This is a genomic window from Pseudomonas sp. 22085 (assembly GCF_052045815.1).
Classification (GTDB): Bacteria; Pseudomonadota; Gammaproteobacteria; order Pseudomonadales; family Pseudomonadaceae; genus Aquipseudomonas; species Aquipseudomonas glycinae.
Genome location: NZ_JBQEQA010000010.1, coordinates 19,891 through 40,955 on the forward strand (window position 1 = coordinate 19,891; position 21,065 = coordinate 40,955).

General features: G+C 58.6%; 10 protein-coding genes. 4 read left to right on the forward strand and 6 right to left on the reverse strand.

From position 1 onward, the window contains the following. Nucleotides 1-49: 49 nt before the first annotated feature. Nucleotides 50-682, reverse strand: a complete 633-nt coding sequence (locus tag ACTJK7_RS13950; protein WP_234420573.1) for an SMI1/KNR4 family protein — start codon at nucleotides 680-682, stop codon at nucleotides 50-52. A 203-nt stretch (nucleotides 683-885) separates the two neighbouring features. On the opposite strand from ACTJK7_RS13950, the gene ACTJK7_RS13955 reads away from it, so the two are divergent. After that, complete coding sequence (locus ACTJK7_RS13955; RefSeq protein WP_108562355.1) at nucleotides 886-1,704, forward strand: IS110 family transposase; 819 nt, start codon at nucleotides 886-888, stop codon at nucleotides 1,702-1,704. A gap of 90 nt (nucleotides 1,705-1,794) precedes the next feature. Here ACTJK7_RS13955 and ACTJK7_RS13960 read toward each other — a convergent pair whose 3' ends face one another. Further along, nucleotides 1,795-2,226: a hypothetical protein gene (locus tag ACTJK7_RS13960; protein ID WP_159085220.1), complete on the reverse strand. Its 432-nt coding sequence runs from the start codon at nucleotides 2,224-2,226 to the stop codon at nucleotides 1,795-1,797. An 11-nt stretch (nucleotides 2,227-2,237) separates the two neighbouring features. Further along, nucleotides 2,238-14,141, reverse strand: a complete 11,904-nt coding sequence (locus tag ACTJK7_RS13965) for a two-partner secretion domain-containing protein (RefSeq protein WP_440780096.1) — start codon at nucleotides 14,139-14,141, stop codon at nucleotides 2,238-2,240. 413 nt (nucleotides 14,142-14,554) lie between these two features. Here ACTJK7_RS13965 and ACTJK7_RS13970 point away from each other — a divergent pair, with 413 nt between their 5' ends. Genes ACTJK7_RS13970 through ACTJK7_RS13980 form a run of 3 tightly spaced genes read left to right on the forward strand, consistent with a single transcriptional unit; the run spans nucleotide 14,555 to nucleotide 20,018 of the window. Further along, complete coding sequence (locus tag ACTJK7_RS13970; protein ID WP_108562359.1) at nucleotides 14,555-15,799, forward strand: exonuclease SbcCD subunit D C-terminal domain-containing protein; 1,245 nt, start codon at nucleotides 14,555-14,557, stop codon at nucleotides 15,797-15,799. Continuing rightward, nucleotides 15,796-19,437, forward strand: a complete 3,642-nt coding sequence (locus tag ACTJK7_RS13975; RefSeq protein WP_108562361.1) for an AAA family ATPase — start codon at nucleotides 15,796-15,798, stop codon at nucleotides 19,435-19,437. Before ACTJK7_RS13970 ends, ACTJK7_RS13975 begins: the two co-directional genes overlap by 4 nt. After that, nucleotides 19,434-20,018 carry a glutathione S-transferase gene (locus ACTJK7_RS13980; RefSeq protein ID WP_108562363.1) on the forward strand — a complete coding sequence of 195 codons (585 nt, stop codon included), beginning with the start codon at nucleotides 19,434-19,436 and terminating at the stop codon, nucleotides 20,016-20,018. Before ACTJK7_RS13975 ends, ACTJK7_RS13980 begins: the two co-directional genes overlap by 4 nt. Before the next feature lie 5 nt (nucleotides 20,019-20,023). Here ACTJK7_RS13980 and ACTJK7_RS13985 read toward each other — a convergent pair whose 3' ends face one another. The 3 genes from ACTJK7_RS13985 to ACTJK7_RS13995 all read right to left on the reverse strand — a co-directional run bounded on the left by ACTJK7_RS13985 (nucleotide 20,024) and on the right by ACTJK7_RS13995 (nucleotide 20,925). Continuing rightward, the gene (locus ACTJK7_RS13985; RefSeq protein ID WP_064380402.1) at nucleotides 20,024-20,281 is read right to left on the reverse strand and encodes a hypothetical protein; all 258 of its coding nucleotides are present in this window, start codon (nucleotides 20,279-20,281) and stop codon (nucleotides 20,024-20,026) included. Continuing rightward, a complete protein-coding gene (locus ACTJK7_RS13990) occupies nucleotides 20,278-20,490 on the reverse strand; it encodes a hypothetical protein (protein WP_064380404.1) in 213 nt (70 codons plus the stop codon). Before ACTJK7_RS13990 ends, ACTJK7_RS13985 begins: the two co-directional genes overlap by 4 nt. 255 nt (nucleotides 20,491-20,745) lie before the next feature. After that, nucleotides 20,746-20,925, reverse strand: coding sequence for a hypothetical protein (locus tag ACTJK7_RS13995; RefSeq protein WP_064380406.1), 180 nt, complete (start codon nucleotides 20,923-20,925; stop codon nucleotides 20,746-20,748). Between the last annotated feature and the right edge of the window lie 140 nt (nucleotides 20,926-21,065).

The following is a 21,065-nucleotide window of genomic DNA, read 5'->3' on the forward strand; positions in this document are numbered from 1 at the left end:
TCGGGCGTTGGGTGAAACAGGTGTAAACCTATTTCAGGACTAGAAACTATCAGTCAAGACTAAATTTAACCTGAGTGCCGTTCGGCAAACTTTTAATCTTATCGGCTATATCAGCTCTGAGCCGCATTCCCTCTAAAGCATTAACAACGTACAAATTATCCAAGGAAAACTCACCACCCATTACAAACGGAACCTTGGGCAACAAGCGCATCCCCGCAGCAATTGGACCGTTGCGCTTTTGCCATTGATGCGCTAACGGATATCCCGTCAACACCTCATAGTCGTTAAGAACCATTTGCGCCCAGCTTTCAATATCCGCAGCCAAGTATTCTAAAGACCCAGTTTCTGGATCAAATATATAGATCTTGTCGTCTTTGATACAAAACTGCCCACCAAAGATATCCTCAGCAAAAAAGACACCGCTATCGGCCAAGCCCTTATAACCACTGCGCCACAGATCGGTATGATTCCAATCAGAAAGCCCCGTTTCATTTTGACTCGACTCGCTTGGAAAGACATGCAATGCGCCTTCAAAAGCATAGAAGCCATTGCGCCGACGCAGCACGACCAGAATTTCCTCCGCCAAAATACCAGCCATGTTTCGCACTGGCTCAGTTATCTCTGGCTCGCGTTCACTCAAGGATGAACTTGCAATCGACAACAACTTATCCAAATTAGTCATAATCTAATCCACCACCTCTATTTTAACCTTCGTCCCGTTTGGCAACTCTCTACATTGAGCATACAAAGGGGACAGATTTATTTAATCAAATAAATCTGTCCCCTTTTTTTTCAAATCTGAGAATCATCTGGCCGGCCTCCCCACCTCACGGAGGTGGCGCAAAATTCAAGGTGCGAACTTAGTCTTTTGCGTAGGAGGCCGTGATGAAATTCTGTGGCATAGACCTGCATTCGAACAACAGTGTTGTGGTGGTTACCGACGAAACGGATCGGGTACTGGTCAGTCGACGCTGTCCCAACGAGCTAACACCGATCCTTTTGCTGCTCGAGCCTCACCGTGCTGAATTGGTTGGCGTCGTGGTTGAGTCCACCTACAACTGGTATTGGTTGGTCGATGGCCTTAAGGCGGCGGGCTTCGAGGTGAAGCTGGCCCATCCCGTGGCGATGAAACGCTACGACGGTTTGAAGCATTCTGACGACAAGGATGATGCGACTTTCCTGGCTCATTTGCTGCGACTCGGGATTTTACCGACCGGATATATCCATCCGCCGCAAGAGCGTGCGCTGCGAGATTTGGCACGCAAACGTATTCAACTGGTACGCAGTCGGACTCAGCACATTCTGTCCGTCGAGAACATCATGGCGCGCCAGTTTGGCCAGCGGTTGAGCTGCAATGAAGTCAAAGGGCTGTCAGCCACATCCGTCGACAGGCTGGGCCTGCCGACGGATGTGGCTCTGGCAATGAAAGCGAATGTCGCCATTGTCCAGGCGTTGCAGACCCAGATTGATTTTCTTGAAGAGCGATTACTGCACGAAGCCCGTCTGCGCCCGGAGTTTTCCTTGCTGAAAACGATGCCCGGGATTGGCGAGGTACTGGCCACGATCATCATGCTGGAAACCGGAAATATCGAGCGCTTTGCCGACGCAGGCCACTTCGCCTCTTACGCTCGCTGCGTAAAAAGTGCGCATTACTCTACAAAGGGGACAGATTTATTTAGTACCATTCGGGACAGATTTATTTAATCAAATAAATCTGTCCCCTTTTTTTAGATCAAATAAATCTGTCCCCTTTTTTGCCCCTTTTTTTTTGCCCACCTTTACTACTATTACAGCCTAGATAAAGTCCTTCTCAACCAAAAAAACCTCCCCTTCAAAATCAGAAACACCATTTACAAATGACAGACAACCATTATTCTCAACAACACTAAATCCACAAACACCACAATCAAAATATACACCTACACATCCTTCATCCAAACCTTCGATTCGATATTCAAATATTCTGTGTATTCTCTCCCCAATAAAATCATCAAGCACAGGCATCCGCACCACAGGATAATCAACGTCACCACCCAAGCTACAATTCAATTCAACCTCAAGCTCAGGCTCGTCGCTAGTAAATATCGCGATTCCCTCCCCAATATTTAGCGAACACCACTGAGAGTTCTCAAGCCTGAAAAAAAGCACCAAAACTTCGCAGACCAGCGTCCCATTTAAATAAAATGATCTGGCCCGAAACTCACTAAATTTCTCATTTAATAACATAAACAACCCAATCAGAATTTAGATGACTTTTCAGCAATTAACGTATCAAACTCATACTTGCCACCTGGCAAAACTCTCAAACTGACTGTTCTATCCGTAACAGAACTATACACATGCACCAAATCGTAGTCACCTCGTAACTGAGACTTCGGAATCAACGCACTGATTTCAGTTGCAGTTTCAAGCGTGGCTTGAATATCAAGCTTAGCTTGATCAATACCGGCTCGACTTCGCTCATAAGGCAGACGGCCTTGGCCAATTTTCTCGCCAAGCTTTTTATTGATGTTGGACAGCTGCGAGGCCACAAACTCATCAACGTCTCCTAAACCTGAAACTGTTTTTACACCACTCGCTCCGGAAGAAAGGTTACGCGGTTCTGTACCTGAATAATTCTTCCAGTCTGGGTGGTACGGATCAGCCTTCATCTCGTCCGTGATTTTTGTCACAGTCCCTTTTTTCGTATCCGATGCAGTTTTCAAGATATCCGAAAGTAATGCATCCGCTTCTTTTGCTTTACCGTTCTTTAGAAGCTCCTCTACTTTCTTGATGCCCTTCACGACATCAGAACCGTATTTCTCGACCGGGATTATGTCCATCGCAGCAAGGATGTAATCCCAAATGGTCTCGGCTTCATAAAACCCCTTCCCGGTAGAAACAACAGGAAGGTGATCCGTCAAGATATCCATGAGCTTGTTGGCAATGCTGGTCGACAGCATCCGATCCATTTGATTGTTCATCAAACCAATGCTGTACAACTCTCCTTCAATGGAATACCTCCACATTTCAGGATCTTGCATGGCCACCCGGAGCTGTTCCTGCGCTTCCGGGGTATGTATGTTCCGCAGAAGATCAAGCTCAGCTTTCTTCGATGCAATCCGAAGGCTTGTGCAGGCGGGACTGCTCCTGTCCGCTTCGCATGCACTGTGCATGGTCTTGTCCCGATCTACATCCAGCTGATTGAGTTCATCTCTGCGTGCGCACGCTTGAGAGTCACCAGCCTTGCATGCCTTCTCGGCTTCAAATCGCTCGTTATTCTCGGCGTGGGTCAAGAAGTTGAACTGGGTTGCGTTGTTCGCAATCCATGCAGCTTGCTGCAAAGTAGTGGAATCCGTATTGCCCAAAGCGGTTGCCGACAGCACTCCAACAATCTGCGACCCCATAAGCAATAGATCAGGGTTGCCCTTGAACCATTTGTTCAGCTCTGTAACGAGCGCCTCATTCGCCCCAGCCGCCAATGCGCCTGTCGCGAAGTCCCCGCCGGTCATTTCGGCCAGCAATCCACCCACCGCAGCATGGATGATGACTTTGGTCGCAGATCCATCGTCAACGACGCCTTTTGTAAGATCACCCACCAGGTTGAAGCTGTACGCTGCTACGGTGTTAAAGAGCGCGGTCTGCAGCAGGTCACCAACGTTTGCATCACCTCCTACAGCCTTGGTGATAAGCGCAGACGTACTACCCTGAAGTACCTGGCTTCCAGCAAATTTACTTACACCTTCCCATGTAGCCAATGAAGGCCCGGCATATTTCCCGTTTGCATCGAATTTCACGCCGGTGAGCTTGTTCAGGTATTCGGACATCAATCCGGCTGTCAGTCCGGAAACGACATAGCCTTGCAGTGCGTCAGATGAAGTAACGTCTGCGAATACCGCTCCAAGATTACCGCCGTTATTGATGAAACTGGTGGTGGCATTCGTGGCGGCTCCAGTCGCTACAGCAGCAAAGGTCGCTGCCCAAAAAGTCCCCATCCCACTCAGGGCCGTCAGGGCCGCCGGACCAACCACCGCTGCCATGATGATTGCAATGATCATCTGCGATGCCGGACCAAGACCCGAGTTGCTGTATTTGAACGACTCGTGAACCTCCTTCACAAGCCGCCAGTCGACATCCCCACGCGCTTCAGCATCCTTCAGCCAGGCCAACTTCGGATCAGCCTTGACCATGGCGTCGATGGTCTGGCTCACCGATTGCTGATTAACATCCTTGACGTCGATTTTCAGACCATCGACCGCCTTGATTACGATGTTGCCCTTGGCAATCATCTGGGTCTGGCGCAGGGTTTCATCAGTGGTGCCGCGCCCTTTGGCCGATACCCACGCGGCATTGTTGTTCGTCTTGGTATGGCTTTCGTCATGAAGGTCTTTAACCCCTTCAAACGTAATGGCCCCGCCGCTGTCCAGCGTGATGTTGTTACCGCTCTCCAGCGTGGCAACCTGATAAAGCTGATCGCCTTTGCTGGACAGCGTCAGATCGCCGCCTGCCTTGATCTCTGACCCGACATACTTGATGTCCCTGATCTCGTCCCGCTGCATTTTGAGCTTGCCGAAACTGCCCTTTTTCTTCTTGTCATAGAGCGAGTAATCGGAATCCTGCGCAGCAAGAATATCGAGGTTGTCACCCGCAACCAGATAGGCCTCGTCGCCGGCGGTGATACGGCTGGAAATCACACTGAGGTCTTTACCCGCATCCAGTCTGACGTCGCCGCCAGCCGAAATACCGGACATGACCTGGCTGACATGGTCCTCCTGAACGGTGAGTTTCTTGCTCTTGGACAGGGAGTGGGTTTCATCCGCCGCAGACGTGATGACCACGTCTCCGGTCGCCTTGATCGCAACATCACGCTTGGCATCGATCTGACTGGCGATGACGTTGATATCGCGCTTGGCGTCAGCCTTGAAGTCACGACCAGCGTCGATCTCTGCACCCAGTTGGGTGACGTCGCTGCTGTTGTGGCGGTCGTCGTGGAAGACGCTGTTGTTGACCTGGACGGATGAAACGTTGATGTCGCGCCCGGCATTCACGACCATGTCCTGGCCGCTTTTCATCACGCCACCGGCGATGTTGATGTCTTTGGCCGCTTTGACGGTCAGGTCATTGGCCGCTTCGATCCTTGCCGCGTTGTCGGCGTAGTCATGATGCTGGGTGCCAAACCGGGTGCTGTTGTCGGAGGACGTGATCGTGCGTTCATTGATCACGTCCCCGGTGCGAGTGGTCAGGTTCACATCGCGGCCGGTGATGATGCCGCCGGACTTGTTGACGATGTCGTTGGTCGCCAGCAGATCCAGACGGTTACCCGCCTCGATCAGGCCGCTGTTGACGATGTCCTTGCCCGCCGTCGCCGACAGATTATTCGTCGCCTTCAACGTCCCGACGTTATCCAGATTCCCACCGGCAATCAGCGTCACGTCCTTACCGGAGATCAACGCACCGGTCGGGCCGAGACGGCCGTTGGCCTGGGCCAGGTACAGCACCGGCACCAGCACTTTTTCGCCGTTCACTTCGTGCTCTTCGAGCCAGACGATGTCGTGGGTCAGCGCCGCCACTTGTTCGGCCGTGAGGCCCACGCCCATCGACAGGTTGAGGGCGTCCTTGCTGGCGATGGCGTTATCCATCAGGTAGCGAAACATGTCCTCGTTGTTGCTGCGGCCATCGATGAAAGCCTGGCCGGTACGGGCGGTCACGGCTTGCTGTACCAGACGCTGTTCAAAGAGGCCGTCACCGAGGCGCTTGGCGCTCTGATCCGGGTCGTAACCGAGTTTGCCGAGCAGGTAGTCCGAACTCATGAAAGACTTGAGGTTGGTCAGTGCCGGGTTGGTTTCGATCAGGTATTTGTGCGCGTTGGACGGCGCCTTCGTGTCCGGCAGTCCGGCGACGCGTGTCACCGGACGGGTGTCGATCGACTCTCTGGCATCATTGCCGCGGTCTTTCATGCCGGGACCGGCCGACTTCACCGGCACGTTGACATCGACCGTACTGGCCACCGCCGTGACCACGCTCGGGGACCGATGGAATGTGTCAACCGCGCGCGTGCTATCGGAGACTGCGGGCGGTGCATCAATGAAAAGATTACGCGGGCCGCCACTGCTGCCAGCCACGACATGCTCCTCGGTAGCGACAACCTGCCCCCCCATCGTCCAGGTCGGTGCCGGGCCGGTTGTGCCAACGGGTGCGGTGTCAGCCGCGCCTTGACCGCTCAGACGGAACAAACCGTTTTCCCCGGTTGGCAGGGAGAAGCCCGGCAGGCTGAGCGGATTGACCTGTTGCTGCGCGACATCGGGCGGCAGTTGGCTGTTGATCCGGATGACGGTGGTACCCGAGTTGCCAACGTTGGTGTTACCCACCTTGTTGGTGCCTCCGGTTGAACCGTAATCCTGATGGATCACACTGTTTTGCAGGTCTTTTGTGGCGGTGATCGATACGTTGCCGCCAGCCTGGATGACCGCATTGCGACCTGCTGTGGGGCTGGTGCCGTCTCGGGCCACTTCCTTGTCGGATGTCAGCGTGAAACCGTCCAGCCGGGTCGGCATCTGTACAAGGTTATTGGGGTCGTACTGAGACTGCAGGCTGGTATTGCCCCACCGATAGCCGGACAGGGTGAGGTCGCCGACCGACTTGTTCGTCACCGAGTCCTTGATGGTGATGACGTAGGTTGTACCGCCGTCATGACCGGGTTCCCGACCGGTGGTGGACGTCACGACACCCTGGGCGAAATTCCCGGTGCCATCGATGTAGTAAACGTTAGGGAAATCAGGGTTGTTGCGCTGGTTGTATGCCACCACCTCAGGCATGAAGGTATTGAACGACCCCGAGTCGATGGCGCCAGTACGGTAGATGCGGGTCCGCTCGATGCTGCCGCTGACCGCGCCGACGTTCCTCATGTTGTTGGCATTGATGGTGATGTTGCCCGACGCGCTGAGCGTACTTTTGCTATTGAGGAACTCACCACCGTTGAAGATGAAATCACCACCAGCTGTCAGCAAGGAAGACGCCGTGGTGTCGTTGTCCTGCCCGCCCTCGAAGACTTCATGGGCAATCAGATTGACGTCATAGGTACCACCCGAGCAATCACCACACTGAACGCCAATGAAACCGGTAACCAGCTTGCGAGTCAGGGCAAAGCTCTGGGTGCCGTCATCGCCGGAAGTGCGGTTGGCGAAGTTCGCCGCGTCGATCTTGAAGGTCTTGCCACTCTCCATCGATCCCGAAAGGTTTGAGACCTGACTGGCCTGCGCAGCGCCATAACCCTTGATGGTCACGTTGCCCAGGCCATAGAAGTCGCCATTCTGGTTGGTCAGATTACCAACACTGAGCGTCATGTCGTTGCCGCTGAAAATCAGGCCACGATCATTGAGCAATGACGGCGTGTTGATAGTCAGGTTCTGCGCTGCGCCCAAAGTGCCGTAGTTGACAACGCTGCCGGCATTCACGGTCAGGTCTTCACTGGAGGTGATGCGCCCGGAGTTGACGAGTGCCGCGCCCACGTTGATCGTCGAGGTTGTGCCGGCGGCGATGCTGCCGGCCGCACCGACACTCAGCTGGGCTGCGCTGAAATTGATCCCGCGCTGGCTCGACAGTCGACCGTTGCCGCCATAGGCACCGGTCAGTTGCATGTCGATCAGGCCATCACTGGCGAGCAGACCGTCGTTGGTCCAGTTGCCCCCACGTATCTGCAGAAGATCGGAGGCCAGCAGCTTGCCGCTGGCGGTCTGGCTGAACTGGCGGACGTTCACGTTCAAACGCCCGGCCTGAATCACGCTGGAGTTGTTCCAGGTGTCGGCCGTCAGGTCCAGCAGGCCACCGGTGGTAATGCTGCCGCCGGCGCCGATCACGTTGGCCGTGGAGAGATCGAATCGGCCACGGCCGACGTGGTTGAGCTGCCCGCCACCGTTGAGGAAGCTGCCGACGGCCAGGGTCATGTCGGTGTTCGCGGTTTCCAGCACGCCATTGCGGTTGTCCAGCAGGCCACCGATCTGGAACTCGGTCTTGCCGGAGGTGCCCAGCGAACGCAGTCGGCCATTCTGGTTATTGACGCTGGCCGCTTTGACGGTCAGTCGGGTGTTGCTTTCAATGACACCCGCGCCGTTGTTCAGCACACCACTCAAGCCAAAATCGATGCGCTCGGCGGCGATCTGCCCGGCACCGTTGTCCAGACTCGTGCCGCTTACGCCAACCAGCCCTTTGGCGTAGATCACGCCATTGCGGTTATCGAATGCAGCGGTGGTGATATTCGCATCAGAGCCTTGCGCCGAGATGCGCCCGCCGTTGTTGTCCAGACCTGCCAGCGCCGAAAGCGTCAGGCGCTGTGCCTGAATGATGCCGCCCTGGCGATTGTTGTTGAGGTCGAAGCCATTGCGCAACACACCAACCGTCCGTGCTTCGAGCGCACCCTTGATGCTGGACAGAATCCCGCCACGGTTGTCGATGCTGGCCGCGCCGATCGTCACGTCGCCTTCCTGAGCGATGATTTTTCCGCTCTGGTTATCGAGATCGCCAGTAACGTCGAGTGTCAGGCCGGTCTGGCTCTGGATCGAACCTTTGCCGTTGGCCAGGCTTGCCGCCTTGAGTTGCAGGCTGCCGGTCTGGCTGTAGATCAAGCCGTCGGCATCGTTGCGCACCGCGCCGCTGGCGGTGATCTGCAAGTCATCCTTGGCCGCAATGGTGCCTTTGCTGCCGTTGTCCAGCGAGCCGGTCAGCAGTTGCAGCGAGCCTTGACTGGCGAGCTGGCCGTTGCGGTTGCTCAGATCGCTGACGCCTTTGATCACGACCGGACCGGTGCCCGCCAGTTTGCCGGCGTTGTTGTTCAGCTGTCCCGAGAGATTCAGGTTGATCGCGCCGTTTGCTGCGAATTTGCCCCCGCTGTTATCCAGGCTCGTAGCGTTGGCAGTGAGCGCCTGTAGCGCGTTGATGGAACCGCCTGCGTTGGTCAGTGCAGTGCTGGTGATGTCCAGTGCGGCGCCACTGTCGATCAGGCCGCCCTGATTGTTGTTGAGTGCGCCTTTGAGCGTGAGGGTCTGCCCTGCCGCACTGCTGAGGATGCCTTTGTCGCTGTTGTCGAGGCTGGCGGCATTGACGGTCAGATTGCCTTGCGCAACCAGCGCGCCGGTACCGCTGTTGAGCAGAGCGCCCTTGAGATCGACCGACACATCGCCGTTGCGGCTTGAGAGCGTGCCGTTGGCGCGGTTGTCCAGACTGTCGCCACTGACGCTCAACTGCTGCCAGCCCGAGACCAAGCCGTTCTGGTTGGTCAGGGTCGTACCGCTGAGCTTCAGTTTCTCGCCGCTGATGATCTTGCCGGCATTGTTGTTCAACGCCCGGGCAATGACGTCGAAACCCAGGCTGCTGGAGATTTCACCGCTCTGGTTGTTCAGGTCGCGCAAGCGCTTGAGGGTCAACGGCCCCTTGGCCGTCAATAAACCATTGGTGTTGTCGAGGTCGCCATTGGCGAGATCCACGGTGACAGCTTTGTCGCCCAGCAGACGCCCGCCGTTCTGGGTCAGGGAGGTCAAGGTCAGGTCGATGTCGCCGCCGGCAGAGACTTCACCGCCATTGCTGGAGTCCAGCGCTGTCGCCGTCAGCGACAGACTGCCCTGGCTGTTGATCAAGCCTTTGTCGCGGTTGTTCAGGGCCATGGCATTGAGCGTGAAGCTGCCGACGCCCTGCAATACGCCGCCCTGGTTGTTCAGGTCGGCGCTGCCAATGCGCAACGCTTGCGCAGCGCTGATCAGACCGTCGCTGTCATTGCGCAGCAAACCGTCTGCGGTCAGGTCAAGGTTGGCACGGCTGATCAGGCTGCCGCCGCTGTTGTTAAGACTGCCGGCCCGGGCATTGATCGATGCAGCACCGATCATGCCTTTGACGTTGTCCAGTGCCTGGGCGATGCGCAGCGTCAGGCTCTGGGTGCTCAGCAATTTGCCATTGCCGTTGTCCAGATTTTGCGCCGCCACGGTAAAGGCTTCACCGCTGGAAATTTCTCCGCCCTGGTTGTTCACGCCATTGAGCTGCTTGAGCAGCAACGTACCGGGTGCATTGATCAAGCCATTCTGGTTATTGAGCTGGCCATTGTTCATGTCCAGGCTCAGGCGAGTGTTGCTGAACAGCTTGCCGCCCTGCTGCTCGAGCCCGGTGACCGACGCCGTCAGAGCGCCCTGGCTGCCAATCTGCCCGCCATCGCGGTTGGTGACCTTCCCCGCGACGAGGTTCAGGGTATCGGCGCTGCTGAGCTTGCCGGTGCTGTTGTCGAAGTCGCCTGTGGTGACGCTGGCCGCGCCCTTGGCGCTGAGTGTGCCTGCCTGGCGGTTGTCGAGACGGGTGCTGTCGAGCGCCAGGGCCCCATCGGTAACCACCGCACCGCCCTGGTTATCAACGCTGCCGCGACTCTCGATTGTCAGGTCCGCAGCGCTGGAAAGGCTGCCCTTGATGTTGGTCAGTTGCGAGGTTTTGACCGTCAGCACGCTTTCGCTGCTGACCTTGCCCTGGCTGTTGTCGAATGCACCGCCCAGCGTCAGAGCCATGGCCTGCTGACTGAGCAACTCGCCACCACTGTTGTCCAGTGAATCGCCGTGCAGGTCGAGCGAAGTGCTGGCATTGATCAGGCCCTTGTTGCGGTTGATCAGTTGCTCAACGGTCAGCGTCAACGACTGACCGGTGAAGATCTTGCCGGCGTCACTGTTGTCGAATTTCTTACCGTTAACCTGCAGGTCGCTGTTGGTGCTGATTTCACCGCCGCGGTTATCCACGTCGTCGACGTTCAAGGTCATCGCCTTGGTCGAGCCGAGCAGTCCGCCCTGACGGTTGTCGAGCAGGTCGGCATCGAGTTTGAGGACGCCGGTGGCGATCAACTGGCCGTCCTGGTTATCGAGCTTTTTCGCCTGTACGGTGGCATCCGACTTGCCGGCGATGCTGCCGCCACGGTTATCCAGCGTCTGCGCCGTCAGTTCGAGTTTGCCGTCGGCAATCACGGTACCAAGCTGGTTATCCAGGGTGTTGTCGGTCGTCAGCGTCAGCGGGCCACGGCTGCTGATCAAGCCTTCCTGGTTGTCGAGGCTGGCGCTGTGACTGTCCAGCGATGTACCGGAAATAACGCCTTTGGTGTTGTTCAGCGCCTGCGCAATACGCACGGTCAGACCCTGTTGGCTCAGCAGTTTACCGTTGCTGTTGTCCAGGTCATGTGCGGTCAGTGCGAAGGCTTGCTGGCTGGAGATTTCGCCGCCCTGGTTGTTCACGCCACTGAGTTGCTTGAGCAGCAATTCGCCGGGCGCATTGATCAAACCGTTCTGGTTGTTCAACTGGCCGTTGTTCAAATCAAGACTCAGGCTGGTCTTGCTGAACAGTTCACCGCCCTGCTGATCGAGGCCGGTGACCGACATGGTCATGGCTTGCTGACTGGCGATGCGGCCTGCAGCGTTGTTGACCTGCCCCGCCGTGAAGTCCAGCGTTCCACCGCTGATCAGGCGCCCGCCCTGGCTGTTGTCGACATCGCCGCTGTCGATCCGGCTGTTGTCCTTGCCGGAGATCAGACCTTTCTGGCTATTGTCGAGACTGGCGCTCTTGAGTTTCAGAGTGCTGTCGGTGCTGATGGAGCCACCCTGATTGAGCAGCGCGCCAAGACTGGTCAACGCCAGGGCGCCGGCGCTGGTCAGGTTGCCGGCATTGTTATCGACACGGCCGGCATTGATGGTCAACGTGCCTTCGCTGCTGATGAGTCCCTGGCCGTTGAGCAACGCATCGTCGAGCGTGATGACCAGACCTTTCAAGCTATCGAACGAGCCACCGGTGTTATCCAGCGTGCTGCCAGTCAGTTTCGTCGCGCCACTGGCGACGATCATGCCTTTGTTCTGGTTGATCAATCGGGTAACCGCCAGTTCCAGATCGCTGGCGGCGAGAATTTTGCCGCCGTCGCTGTTGTCCAGACGCTGGCCCTTGATGTTGAGCAACAGGCTGCCAGATAGCTCGCCCGCTCGGTTATCGATGTCATCGACCGCGAGAGTCAGCGCTTTTTTAGTGCCGATCAGCCCGCCGTTACGGTTGTCGAGTGTGGTGCCGGTCAGGCTCAGATTGCCCTGTGCGACCAGTGCGCCGCCCTGCTGTTGCAGCAGGCCGATGGTCGCGGTCAGGTCGCCCTGGCTGGAGATCCGCCCTTTGGCGTTCTGCACCTCGCCGGCCTTGATACCGACAGGACCGACAGCGCTGACCAGACCATTGCTGTTGTCCAGTCGCGTGCCCGCGTATGTAACGCCAGCCTTGCCGATGATCAGACCGTTGTCGCGGTTATCCAGTCGATCGACGTTCAGCGTCAGTTGCCCGTCGCCTTGCAGAGCGCCGCCACGGTTGTCTGCCGAATCACTGCGCAAGGCCAGCGTGCCTTTGCCGATGACCTTGCCGTCACGGTTGTCGAGATGACCGGCCTGCGCGTCAATGGCGCCCTTGGCCGTGATTTCGCCTTTGTTGCGATTGTCGAGCAGACCGCTGACCCGCACTACGAGACCGCCATCGCTGACCACGACCCCGGCGTCCCGGTTATCAAGGCTGCCGGCCTTGAGATCGAGAGCAACGCCGGAACCGAGCACGCCGTCGCGATTGTCCAGGGCCGCGCTGAGATCAATATTGAGCCCCAGATCACCCAGGATCTGGCCGCCGAGGTTGTTGACGGAGGTCCCGCTGAGTCGAGTGATAGCGGAACTCGAAACCTGGCCGTTGCTGTTGTTCAACTGACCGATCGTGGCCGTCAGGTTACCCTTTGCGTCGATCAAACCCTGGCTGTTGAGCACTTGATTGGCGGTCACGTTCAGCGCGCCTTTGCTCAGCACACGTCCGTCATTCTGGTTGTCCAGCGTGCCTGCAACGATGCTTGCGATCTGCGCGGCGCTCAGCGTGCCGCCCTGGTTGCTCAGCACCTGTGCGGCATTCACCGCCAGATTGCGGCTGGCCACCAGGCTCTTGCCACGGTTGTCGATGTTTTGCGCACTCAGGCTCAGATCACCATTGGCATTACGACCGCCGTCAGCATTAACCCCGGCTTCGATCGCCCCGGCGTTGGTCAACTGACCACCCGCACTGAGGCTGATGCTGTCGCGCGCCGCAAGCGTCTGCCGGTTGGTCAGGTCGCCCTGAGTCTGCACGTTCAGCGAGGTGCCGGCGTACACCGCCGAGCGGGTCTCCAGGCTGGCGGCCTTGACGTTGACCGCGCCGGTGGCCGAAGTCTCGGCCAGGCTCAACTGGCCGTTGGCGTCGAGCTGGATGTCACCGCCACTGGCGATCAGTTTGCCGTCGAGTTTCACCCCCACCCCGGCCTCGGTGCCGACCAGTTTGATCGCCCCGGCGTACATGCCGCCCAGCGCCGAAGAGTCGATGGCCAGTTGCGGTTTGGCGCTGCCGTCGTCGGCGCGGGCCGCGGCGTTGAGCGATTCGGCGTTGACGTCATTGCGCCCGGCAACGATGGTCAGGTTTTTCGCCTGGATCTCGGCGTTGATCTTCGCGCTACGAGTGATGATTTCGAAGCGGTCGACGTTGGTTGCATTAAGCCCGGCACCTTCGATGGCGATCGAGCCCTGATCGACCTGGAAACGATCCAGCCGACCGCTGCCATCCAGCACCGGTTTGCCGGTGGTGAGGGTGACGCGGGGCGTGTTGATGAAACCGCAACCGTTGCAACTGATGCCGTACGGGTTGGCGACGATCACCCGCGCCGACTGCCCCGCCACTTCGGTGTAGCCGCGCAATTGGCTCGGGCTGCCACCGATGACTTCGTTGAGAATCGCCTGCGCCGAACCACTGTTTTTCAGGTGCGGGTTGTCAATGATGTAGCCGCCCAATTGAGTGGACGAAGCCTGGTTGGAGCCGTTGTTGAGGATGACGCCCTGCGCGCTGACGTTGTAGTCATGAAACTGGTTGTGCGACAGACCCGCCCCGTTGGGCGTGGCGATGTTGATGATCTGCACGCCGTTGCCGGCGCGGTCGAGGGTGGTGCCTGGGTTGGCCACCACAATGCCGTCCGCCTGCGCCCACATCGGCTGCCAGAACATCACGTTGGCCAGCAAAAACGCCAGTCCGCGCTTGGGCATACCGCAGAACTGATCACGGCTTTTTACGGCGGCAGATGGCAGGCGAGCGAGAAAGGCGAACTGACGAACGTCCATGTAAAGATCTCAATGCACAGGCATGATGGGCGATTTGAAGGCAGGCGCGACGATTCCGACGGGGTTGCTAATGGCGCCCGTCAGAGCAAAATCGAATAGGGAGAAAGTTGCGCAATGCGATCAAGCGTTGCCCGGACGATCACGGCAAAAGCCATGAAAGCCTGTTCGTTCCCTCGTAGCGGCACACTGATATCAAATTAGTGGCGCGATATTAGATGGCCACTATTTTGGCGTCAATTAATGGTTGCAACACTCCAGCGTTGCCGACGAACGGTCATGACCCCGTCACATACTCGTTAGCTGACGTCCCCGGCCCCGGTCAGCCCTCCTGGCGCAATAATCTGTAAACTCTCTCCTCTTTCGCCGCCCTCTCATCCCGGCGGCCATCACCTTTTTATATTGCGGAGTCAGCCTTGCGTCTGTTTCACACCTCCGACTGGCACCTTGGGCAGAACCTGCACGGCCAGGAGCGCGATTTCGAGCACGCCTGTTTTCTCGAGTGGCTGCTGCGCCAATTGAAGCTGGCGCAGCCGGACGTGCTGCTGATCGCCGGCGACATCTTCGACACGGTCAATCCGCCGGTCAAAGCCCAGGAACGCCTCTACGATTTCATCGTCAGCGCCCACGAACAGCAACCGTTACTGACCATCGTGATGATCGCCGGCAACCACGATTCCGGTTCGCGGATCGAACTGCCCGCGCCGTTGATGCGGCGTTTGCGTACCCATGCGCTGGGCCGGGTGTTGTGGCTGGACGACGGGCAGCTGGATGCGGAACGCCTGCTGTTGCCGCTGCCGGACGCCACCGGTGAAATCGCTGCATGGTGCCTGGCGCTGCCGTTCCTGCGCCCTGCCGAAGTGACCGGCGCGCATCTGGGCGACAACTACCTGCGCGGCATTGGCCAGGTGCATGAATGGCTGATCGAAGCGGCGAACGCCAAGCGTCAGCCGGGTCAGGCATTGGTCGCCATCAGCCACGCGCACATGGCCGGCGGCTCGGTGTCGGAAGACTCCGAGCGCAGCCTGATCATCGGCAACGCCGAAGCCCTGCCTGCCAGCCTGTTCGGACCGAGCATCAGCTATGTCGCGCTCGGCCATTTGCACAAGCCGCAGAAGGTCAACGGTGAAGATCGGATTCGCTACAGCGGCTCGCCGATTCCGTTGTCGTTTTCAGAAATCAGTTATCAGCACCAGGTTCTCGACGTCGTTCTGGAAGGCGAAACCCTGGTCAGCGTCGAGCCTATGCTGATCCCCCGCTCCGTAAACTTGCAGCGCCTCGGCCCTGCGCCGCTGGCCGAAATTCTGCTGCAACTGGCGGACCTGCCGAACATCGACCTGCTGGCCGAAACCCAGCGCCAACCGTGGCTGGAAGTGCGGGTGCGCCTCGACGAGCCGCAACCGGATCTGCGCCATCAGGTCGAAAGCGCCCTGCAAGGCAAGGCTGTGCGACTGGTGCGAATTGCCGCGGAATATGCCGGCAATCGGGGCGCTGACGGCGCCGAGGACGGCAGCGCGCTGATCGAGCTGGACCAGCTCACGCCGCAGGAGTTGTTCGGTCGCGCCTGGCTCGACAATTACGGCAACGAGGTCGACGAGCAAACCCTCAAGGACTTCGCCGAACTGCTGCAAGACGTACAAATGGAGGGCGAGCAGCCATGAAGATTCTCGCCATTCGTTTGAAGAACCTCGCTTCGCTGGCCGGCCCTTTCGAAATCGACTTCACCGCCGAACCACTGGCCAGCGCCGGTCTGTTCGCGATCACCGGCCCCACCGGCGCCGGTAAAAGCACTCTGCTCGATGCCTTGTGCCTGGCGCTGTTCGGCGCCGTGCCACGCCTGAACAACACCGGGCGTGACGCCAAGGTGCCGGACGCCGACGGCGAAATCGCCACCGGTGACCCGCGCACCCTGCTGCGTCGCGGCACCGGTGAAGGCTTTGCCGAAGTGGATTTTGTCGGCGTCGATGGCCGTCGCTATCGCGCGCGCTGGGAAGCCAACCGCGCCCGGGAAAAGGCCGGTGGCAAGTTGCAGGCCAGCCGTCAGAGCCTGCGCGACATCGATCAGGATCAACTGCTCGCCAGTCAGAAAGGCGAGTACAAGACTCAGCTCGAAGCCGCACTGGGCCTGAACTTCGAACAGTTCACCCGCGCCGTGCTGCTGGCCCAGAGCGAGTTCAGTGCCTTCCTCAAGGCCGACGACAACGACCGCAGCGAACTGCTGGAAAAGCTCACCGACACCGCGCTCTACACTCGCCTCGGCCGCCGTGCGTTCGACAAGACCAAAGAGGCCCGCGAAGCCCACAAGCAGTTGCAGGATCAGGCCATCGGCGTGACTCCGCTGGCCCCTGAAGCCCGCGCCGAACTCGACGAACGCTTCAATGCCGCCCAACAACAATTGAAGTTGCAGCAAGCGCAGCTCAAGCAGATCGAGCAACAGCACGACTGGCTAAAAGAGCTGCTACGACTGCAAGACTCCCAACTAGCCGCCGCCGAGCAACTGCGCAGCGCCGAGCATGAGCGAGAGTCGATGGCCGGTGAGCGTTTGAAGCTCACCCGCCTGGAACAACTCGCGCCGCAACGGCACCAGTTCGCCCGCAAAACCGAACTGGATGCACTGCTGACGCCACTGGCGGAACAGATCAGCGCGCACACCCGGCAAGAAAGCGAACTGACCGAGCGCCAGACGCGACTGGAACAGGATCTCGCCGCCGCGCAGATCGCCCTGACCCAGGCGCAAACGCAGTTGAGCGAAAGCGCGCCGCTGTTGCGCCAGGCTTTCGAGGAGCAAAGCACCCTCGCCCGCCTCGCCAAGGACGTTGCGTCCGGCGCCGAAGCGAAGCACGCCGCAGAGCAGGCCTGCACCCAGGGCCAAAGCACAATCCAGTCCCTGCTCGATCAGCAAAAACAGGTCGCCGAACGCTTGCAGCGCATTGCCGCTGATCTTGAGCAAAGCGCTCATCTGGCACCGTTGAGCGAAGCGTGGAATGCCTATCGCGACCGCTTGCAGCAACTGATGCTGATCGGCAATCGGTTGAACAAGGGTCAAGGCGAACTGGCGTCCCTCGAAGAAAACGCCACCCGCGCCAGCGAAGCGCTCGCCACGCAGAAGCAGCAGCTGGAAGTGCTGTTCAAAGAGGCCGGTGCCGAACCGGACGCCGTCGCCGAACAGATCGGCATCCTCGGCAATCTGTTGCAGGACAACCGCAAGCAATTGCGCGCCGTCGAGGACCTGACGCGCCTGTGGGCCAGTCAGCAGGAGCTGGACAAGCGCAGTGCCGAACTGCAACAGCGTCAGCTCGATGCGCAACAGGAACGCGAGCGCCTGACTCAGGACGGGGTGAAAACCAAGTCCGAGCTGACCGTCGCCGAACAGACCCTCAACGTCACCCGCGAACTGCTCGAACGCCAGCGTCTGGCCCGCAGTGCCAGTGTCGAAGAGTTGCGCGCGCAGTTGCAGGACGACCAGCCGTGCCCAGTGTGCGGCAGCAACGAGCACCCGTATCATCAGCCGGAAGCCCTGCTGCAAAGCCTCGGCCGTCACGATGAAAGCGAGCAGGCCAGCGCGCAGCAAGCCGTCGATCAACTGAAGGAAAAACTCACCGAGCTGCGCGCTGATGTCGGTGGGGTGATTGCTCGGCAAAAGGAACTGCTGCAACAGCAGGAACAACTGGCCGCCCAGCAGCTGGCGCTGACGCCGAGCATCGAGGCACATCCGCTCGCGACATCGTTGCTGAATCAGGACAGTGACAAGCGCGCCACGTGGCTGACCCGCCAGAACGAACAACTGAATCAGAGCATTACCCAGGACGAACAGCGCCAGACCGCCCTGCTCACGCTGCAACAGGATGCGGCGCGCCTGACCCAGCAATTGCGTCAGGCCGAGACCGCACACCAGCAAGCGACTCAGCACCTGAGCAATCAGCAACGCGAGCTGAGCGCTGACCGCCAGCGCCTGGACGAAGAACTGGCGGCCTTCGCCACACTGCTGCCGAGCGACACCCTCGATGCCTTGCGCGCTGAACCGGCTGCGACCTTCATGCAGCTTGACCGGCAGATCGCCGAACGCCTGGCGCAAGTCGATCAGCAGAAGGAAGAGCTGGCCGAACAGCAACAGCGCCAGCAGACGCTCGAGAAAGAACAGGACCGCCAACAGGGCCGTGTGCAGCAGCTGCAAAACGCTAAGCAGCAACTCAACGCGCTGACCGGGCAACAACAGGCCAGTCAGGAAAAACTGGCGCAATTGTTGGGAGATCACAGCTGCGCCGAGCATTGGCAGCAGCAACTGGAACAGGCCGTGGAGCAGGCGCGCAACGCCGAATCCACGACGACTCAGGCGCTGCAGGACGCGCGTACGCAGCTCGTGCAAATCGCCGCCGAACTGAAAGCGCAGCAAGAGCGTCTGCAAGCGCTGGAAACCGAAGACCGCGATCTGGCCGGCAAGATTGCCGACTGGCGTGCGCGCCATCCGGAACTGGATGACGGTGGCCTCGAAGAGCTGCTGCGGATCGATGACGCGCAGGTCGACGAACTGCGCCAGCGCTTGCAGCACAACGAAAAAGCCGTTGAACAGGCCAAGGTGTTGTTGCAGGAACGCGATCAGCGTCTGCTCGAACATCAGGCCCAGCACAACGGCAATCTGGATGCCGAACAGCTCGCCAGCGCCCTCGCCGACCTGCAAAACCAGTGCACGGCCAGCGAACAGCAATGTGCCGAACTGCGCGCCGAGCAGGCCGAAGACCAGCGGCGCCAGAACGCCAATCAGGCGCTGGCGCAGCGGATCGCCGATGCCTGTGCCGAGTATCAGCGCTGGGCGCGGCTCAATGCGCTGATCGGCTCGGCCACCGGCGACACCTTCCGCAAGATCGCCCAGGCCTACAACCTCGACTTGCTGGTGCATCACGCCAACGTGCAACTGCGGCAGCTGGTCAAGCGCTATCGCCTCAAGCGCGGCGGCAGCATGCTCGGCCTGCTGGTGATGGACACCGAAATGGGCGACGAACTGCGCTCGGTGCATTCGTTGTCCGGCGGCGAAACCTTCCTGGTCTCGCTGGCCCTCGCCCTGGGTCTGGCCTCGATGGCGTCGAGCACGCTGAAGATCGAATCGCTGTTCATCGACGAAGGTTTCGGCAGCCTCGATCCGGAATCCCTGCAACTGGCCATGGACGCCCTCGACGGCTTGCAGGCGCAGGGCCGCAAGGTCGCGGTGATTTCCCACGTGCAGGAAATGCACGAGCGGATTCCGGTGCAGATTCAGGTACAGCGCCAGGGCAACGGTCTGAGCACACTGGAGGTGAAATGAACACGCTGTATTCCTTCCGCCGCTGCCCGTACGCGATGCGGGCACGGATGGCCCTGCGTTATTCGGGCGTGCCGGTGGAGATCGTCGAAGTCAGTCTGAAAGCCAAACCGGCCCAGATGCTGGCGATCTCGCCCAAGGGCACGGTGCCGGTGCTGGACGCGGACGGTCAGGTGATCGATGAGAGCCTGGAGATCATGCGTTGGGCGCTGGCGCAGCATGATCCGGATGACTGGTTGCTGGGTGGTGATTCAAGGATCGCCGAGTTGATCGAAGCCAACGATCGCGTATTCAAGATTCACCTGAATCGCTACAAGTACGCCGAGCGTTATCCGGAACAGCCGATGGAGGCTTATCGGGCGGAAGGTGCTCTGTTCTTGCAGAAACTGGATGAGTTGCTCGAAGGTCGCGATTACTTGCTGGCCAATCATCCGAGCCTGGCCGATATCGCGCTGTTGCCGTTCGTTCGCCAGTTCGCTCACGTTGATCGTGACTGGTTTGCGCAGACGCCTTACGTGCGGTTGCAGGCCTGGTTGCAGCGGTTTCTGGAATCGGAGCTGTTCACCGGCATCATGAAAAAGTAGGCGCGTTACGCCAGCACTTCACACATGCCGATGGCCGAGCAATCCACTTCAAACGGGCCGAGAAAACCGATGGCAGTTTTCACTGGTGGATTGCCGGCCAACAGCCCCAGCGCATTGGCCCGTTCGATGTTGTGAGCAATGCTGTGGTTGGCCTCTATGGCCCGGGCCAGTCCGCCGACCGAACCCTGGCCGAATCCCAACAGGGAAGCGCCGTTGGTCAGGAACGCCAGCCCGGCGATGACCCAGAGTCTGTAGCCTTTCATGCTCCGCCGACTCCCGCGAGTTCAGCTGAACCGACCGCCGCGTTTTGCGAGCGAAGTTCGAACTGGATGCCAGGATGGGCGACGTCGATCGGTGCTTCGAAGCTGTGTTGCGACTGCGACGCCAGACTGACGAACAACACCATGACCAAGTACAGACCGATGGCCACGTAGGCGCCGCGTTTGGCGGAAGTGATGATTGAACTGGCCATGATGTGTGCTCCGTGGACAATGTTTCGAGGCCCACAGAATCGATCAAAAAAGCCGGGGTAACCACTCAGGGTTTTCCATAGTAACCATCAGCTTCGTTGATTATTTAGCCGGTCTATCTCGCCGTTTGAAAATAGCTATCGCCGGTCGTTGCGCAGACAAAAAACTGCCCAAGGCTGCGATCTTTTGATTTTGCTTTTTGGGAAACAAGATCAAAGGATCGCAGCCTTGGGCAGTTCCAGGGCGTGACGGAAATTTCAGTGTTGAGCTTTGTGATCCAGCGCGGCGTAGAAGTTGGCGCTTTGTTGCAGGTATTTCTGGGTGTAGCTCTGGGTGTGGGCTTTTTTGTCGCTGATTTCAACGTTGGCGCTGGCTGGCAGAGCCACGGTAGCGGAGATGGCGGAAGCGGCAATTACGGAGAAGAGATTGAAGTTCATGGCGGTAACCCTCGTGTTCAGTTGGCTGGCTTGCCCGGTTGGGCCGTGGAGCAAACTTAACGCTCGAGGGTTGATCGCTTGAAATGCTTTGCAACATTACCTGTTATCAGCAGGATTAATACAAAGCTTCAGGCCCCGTA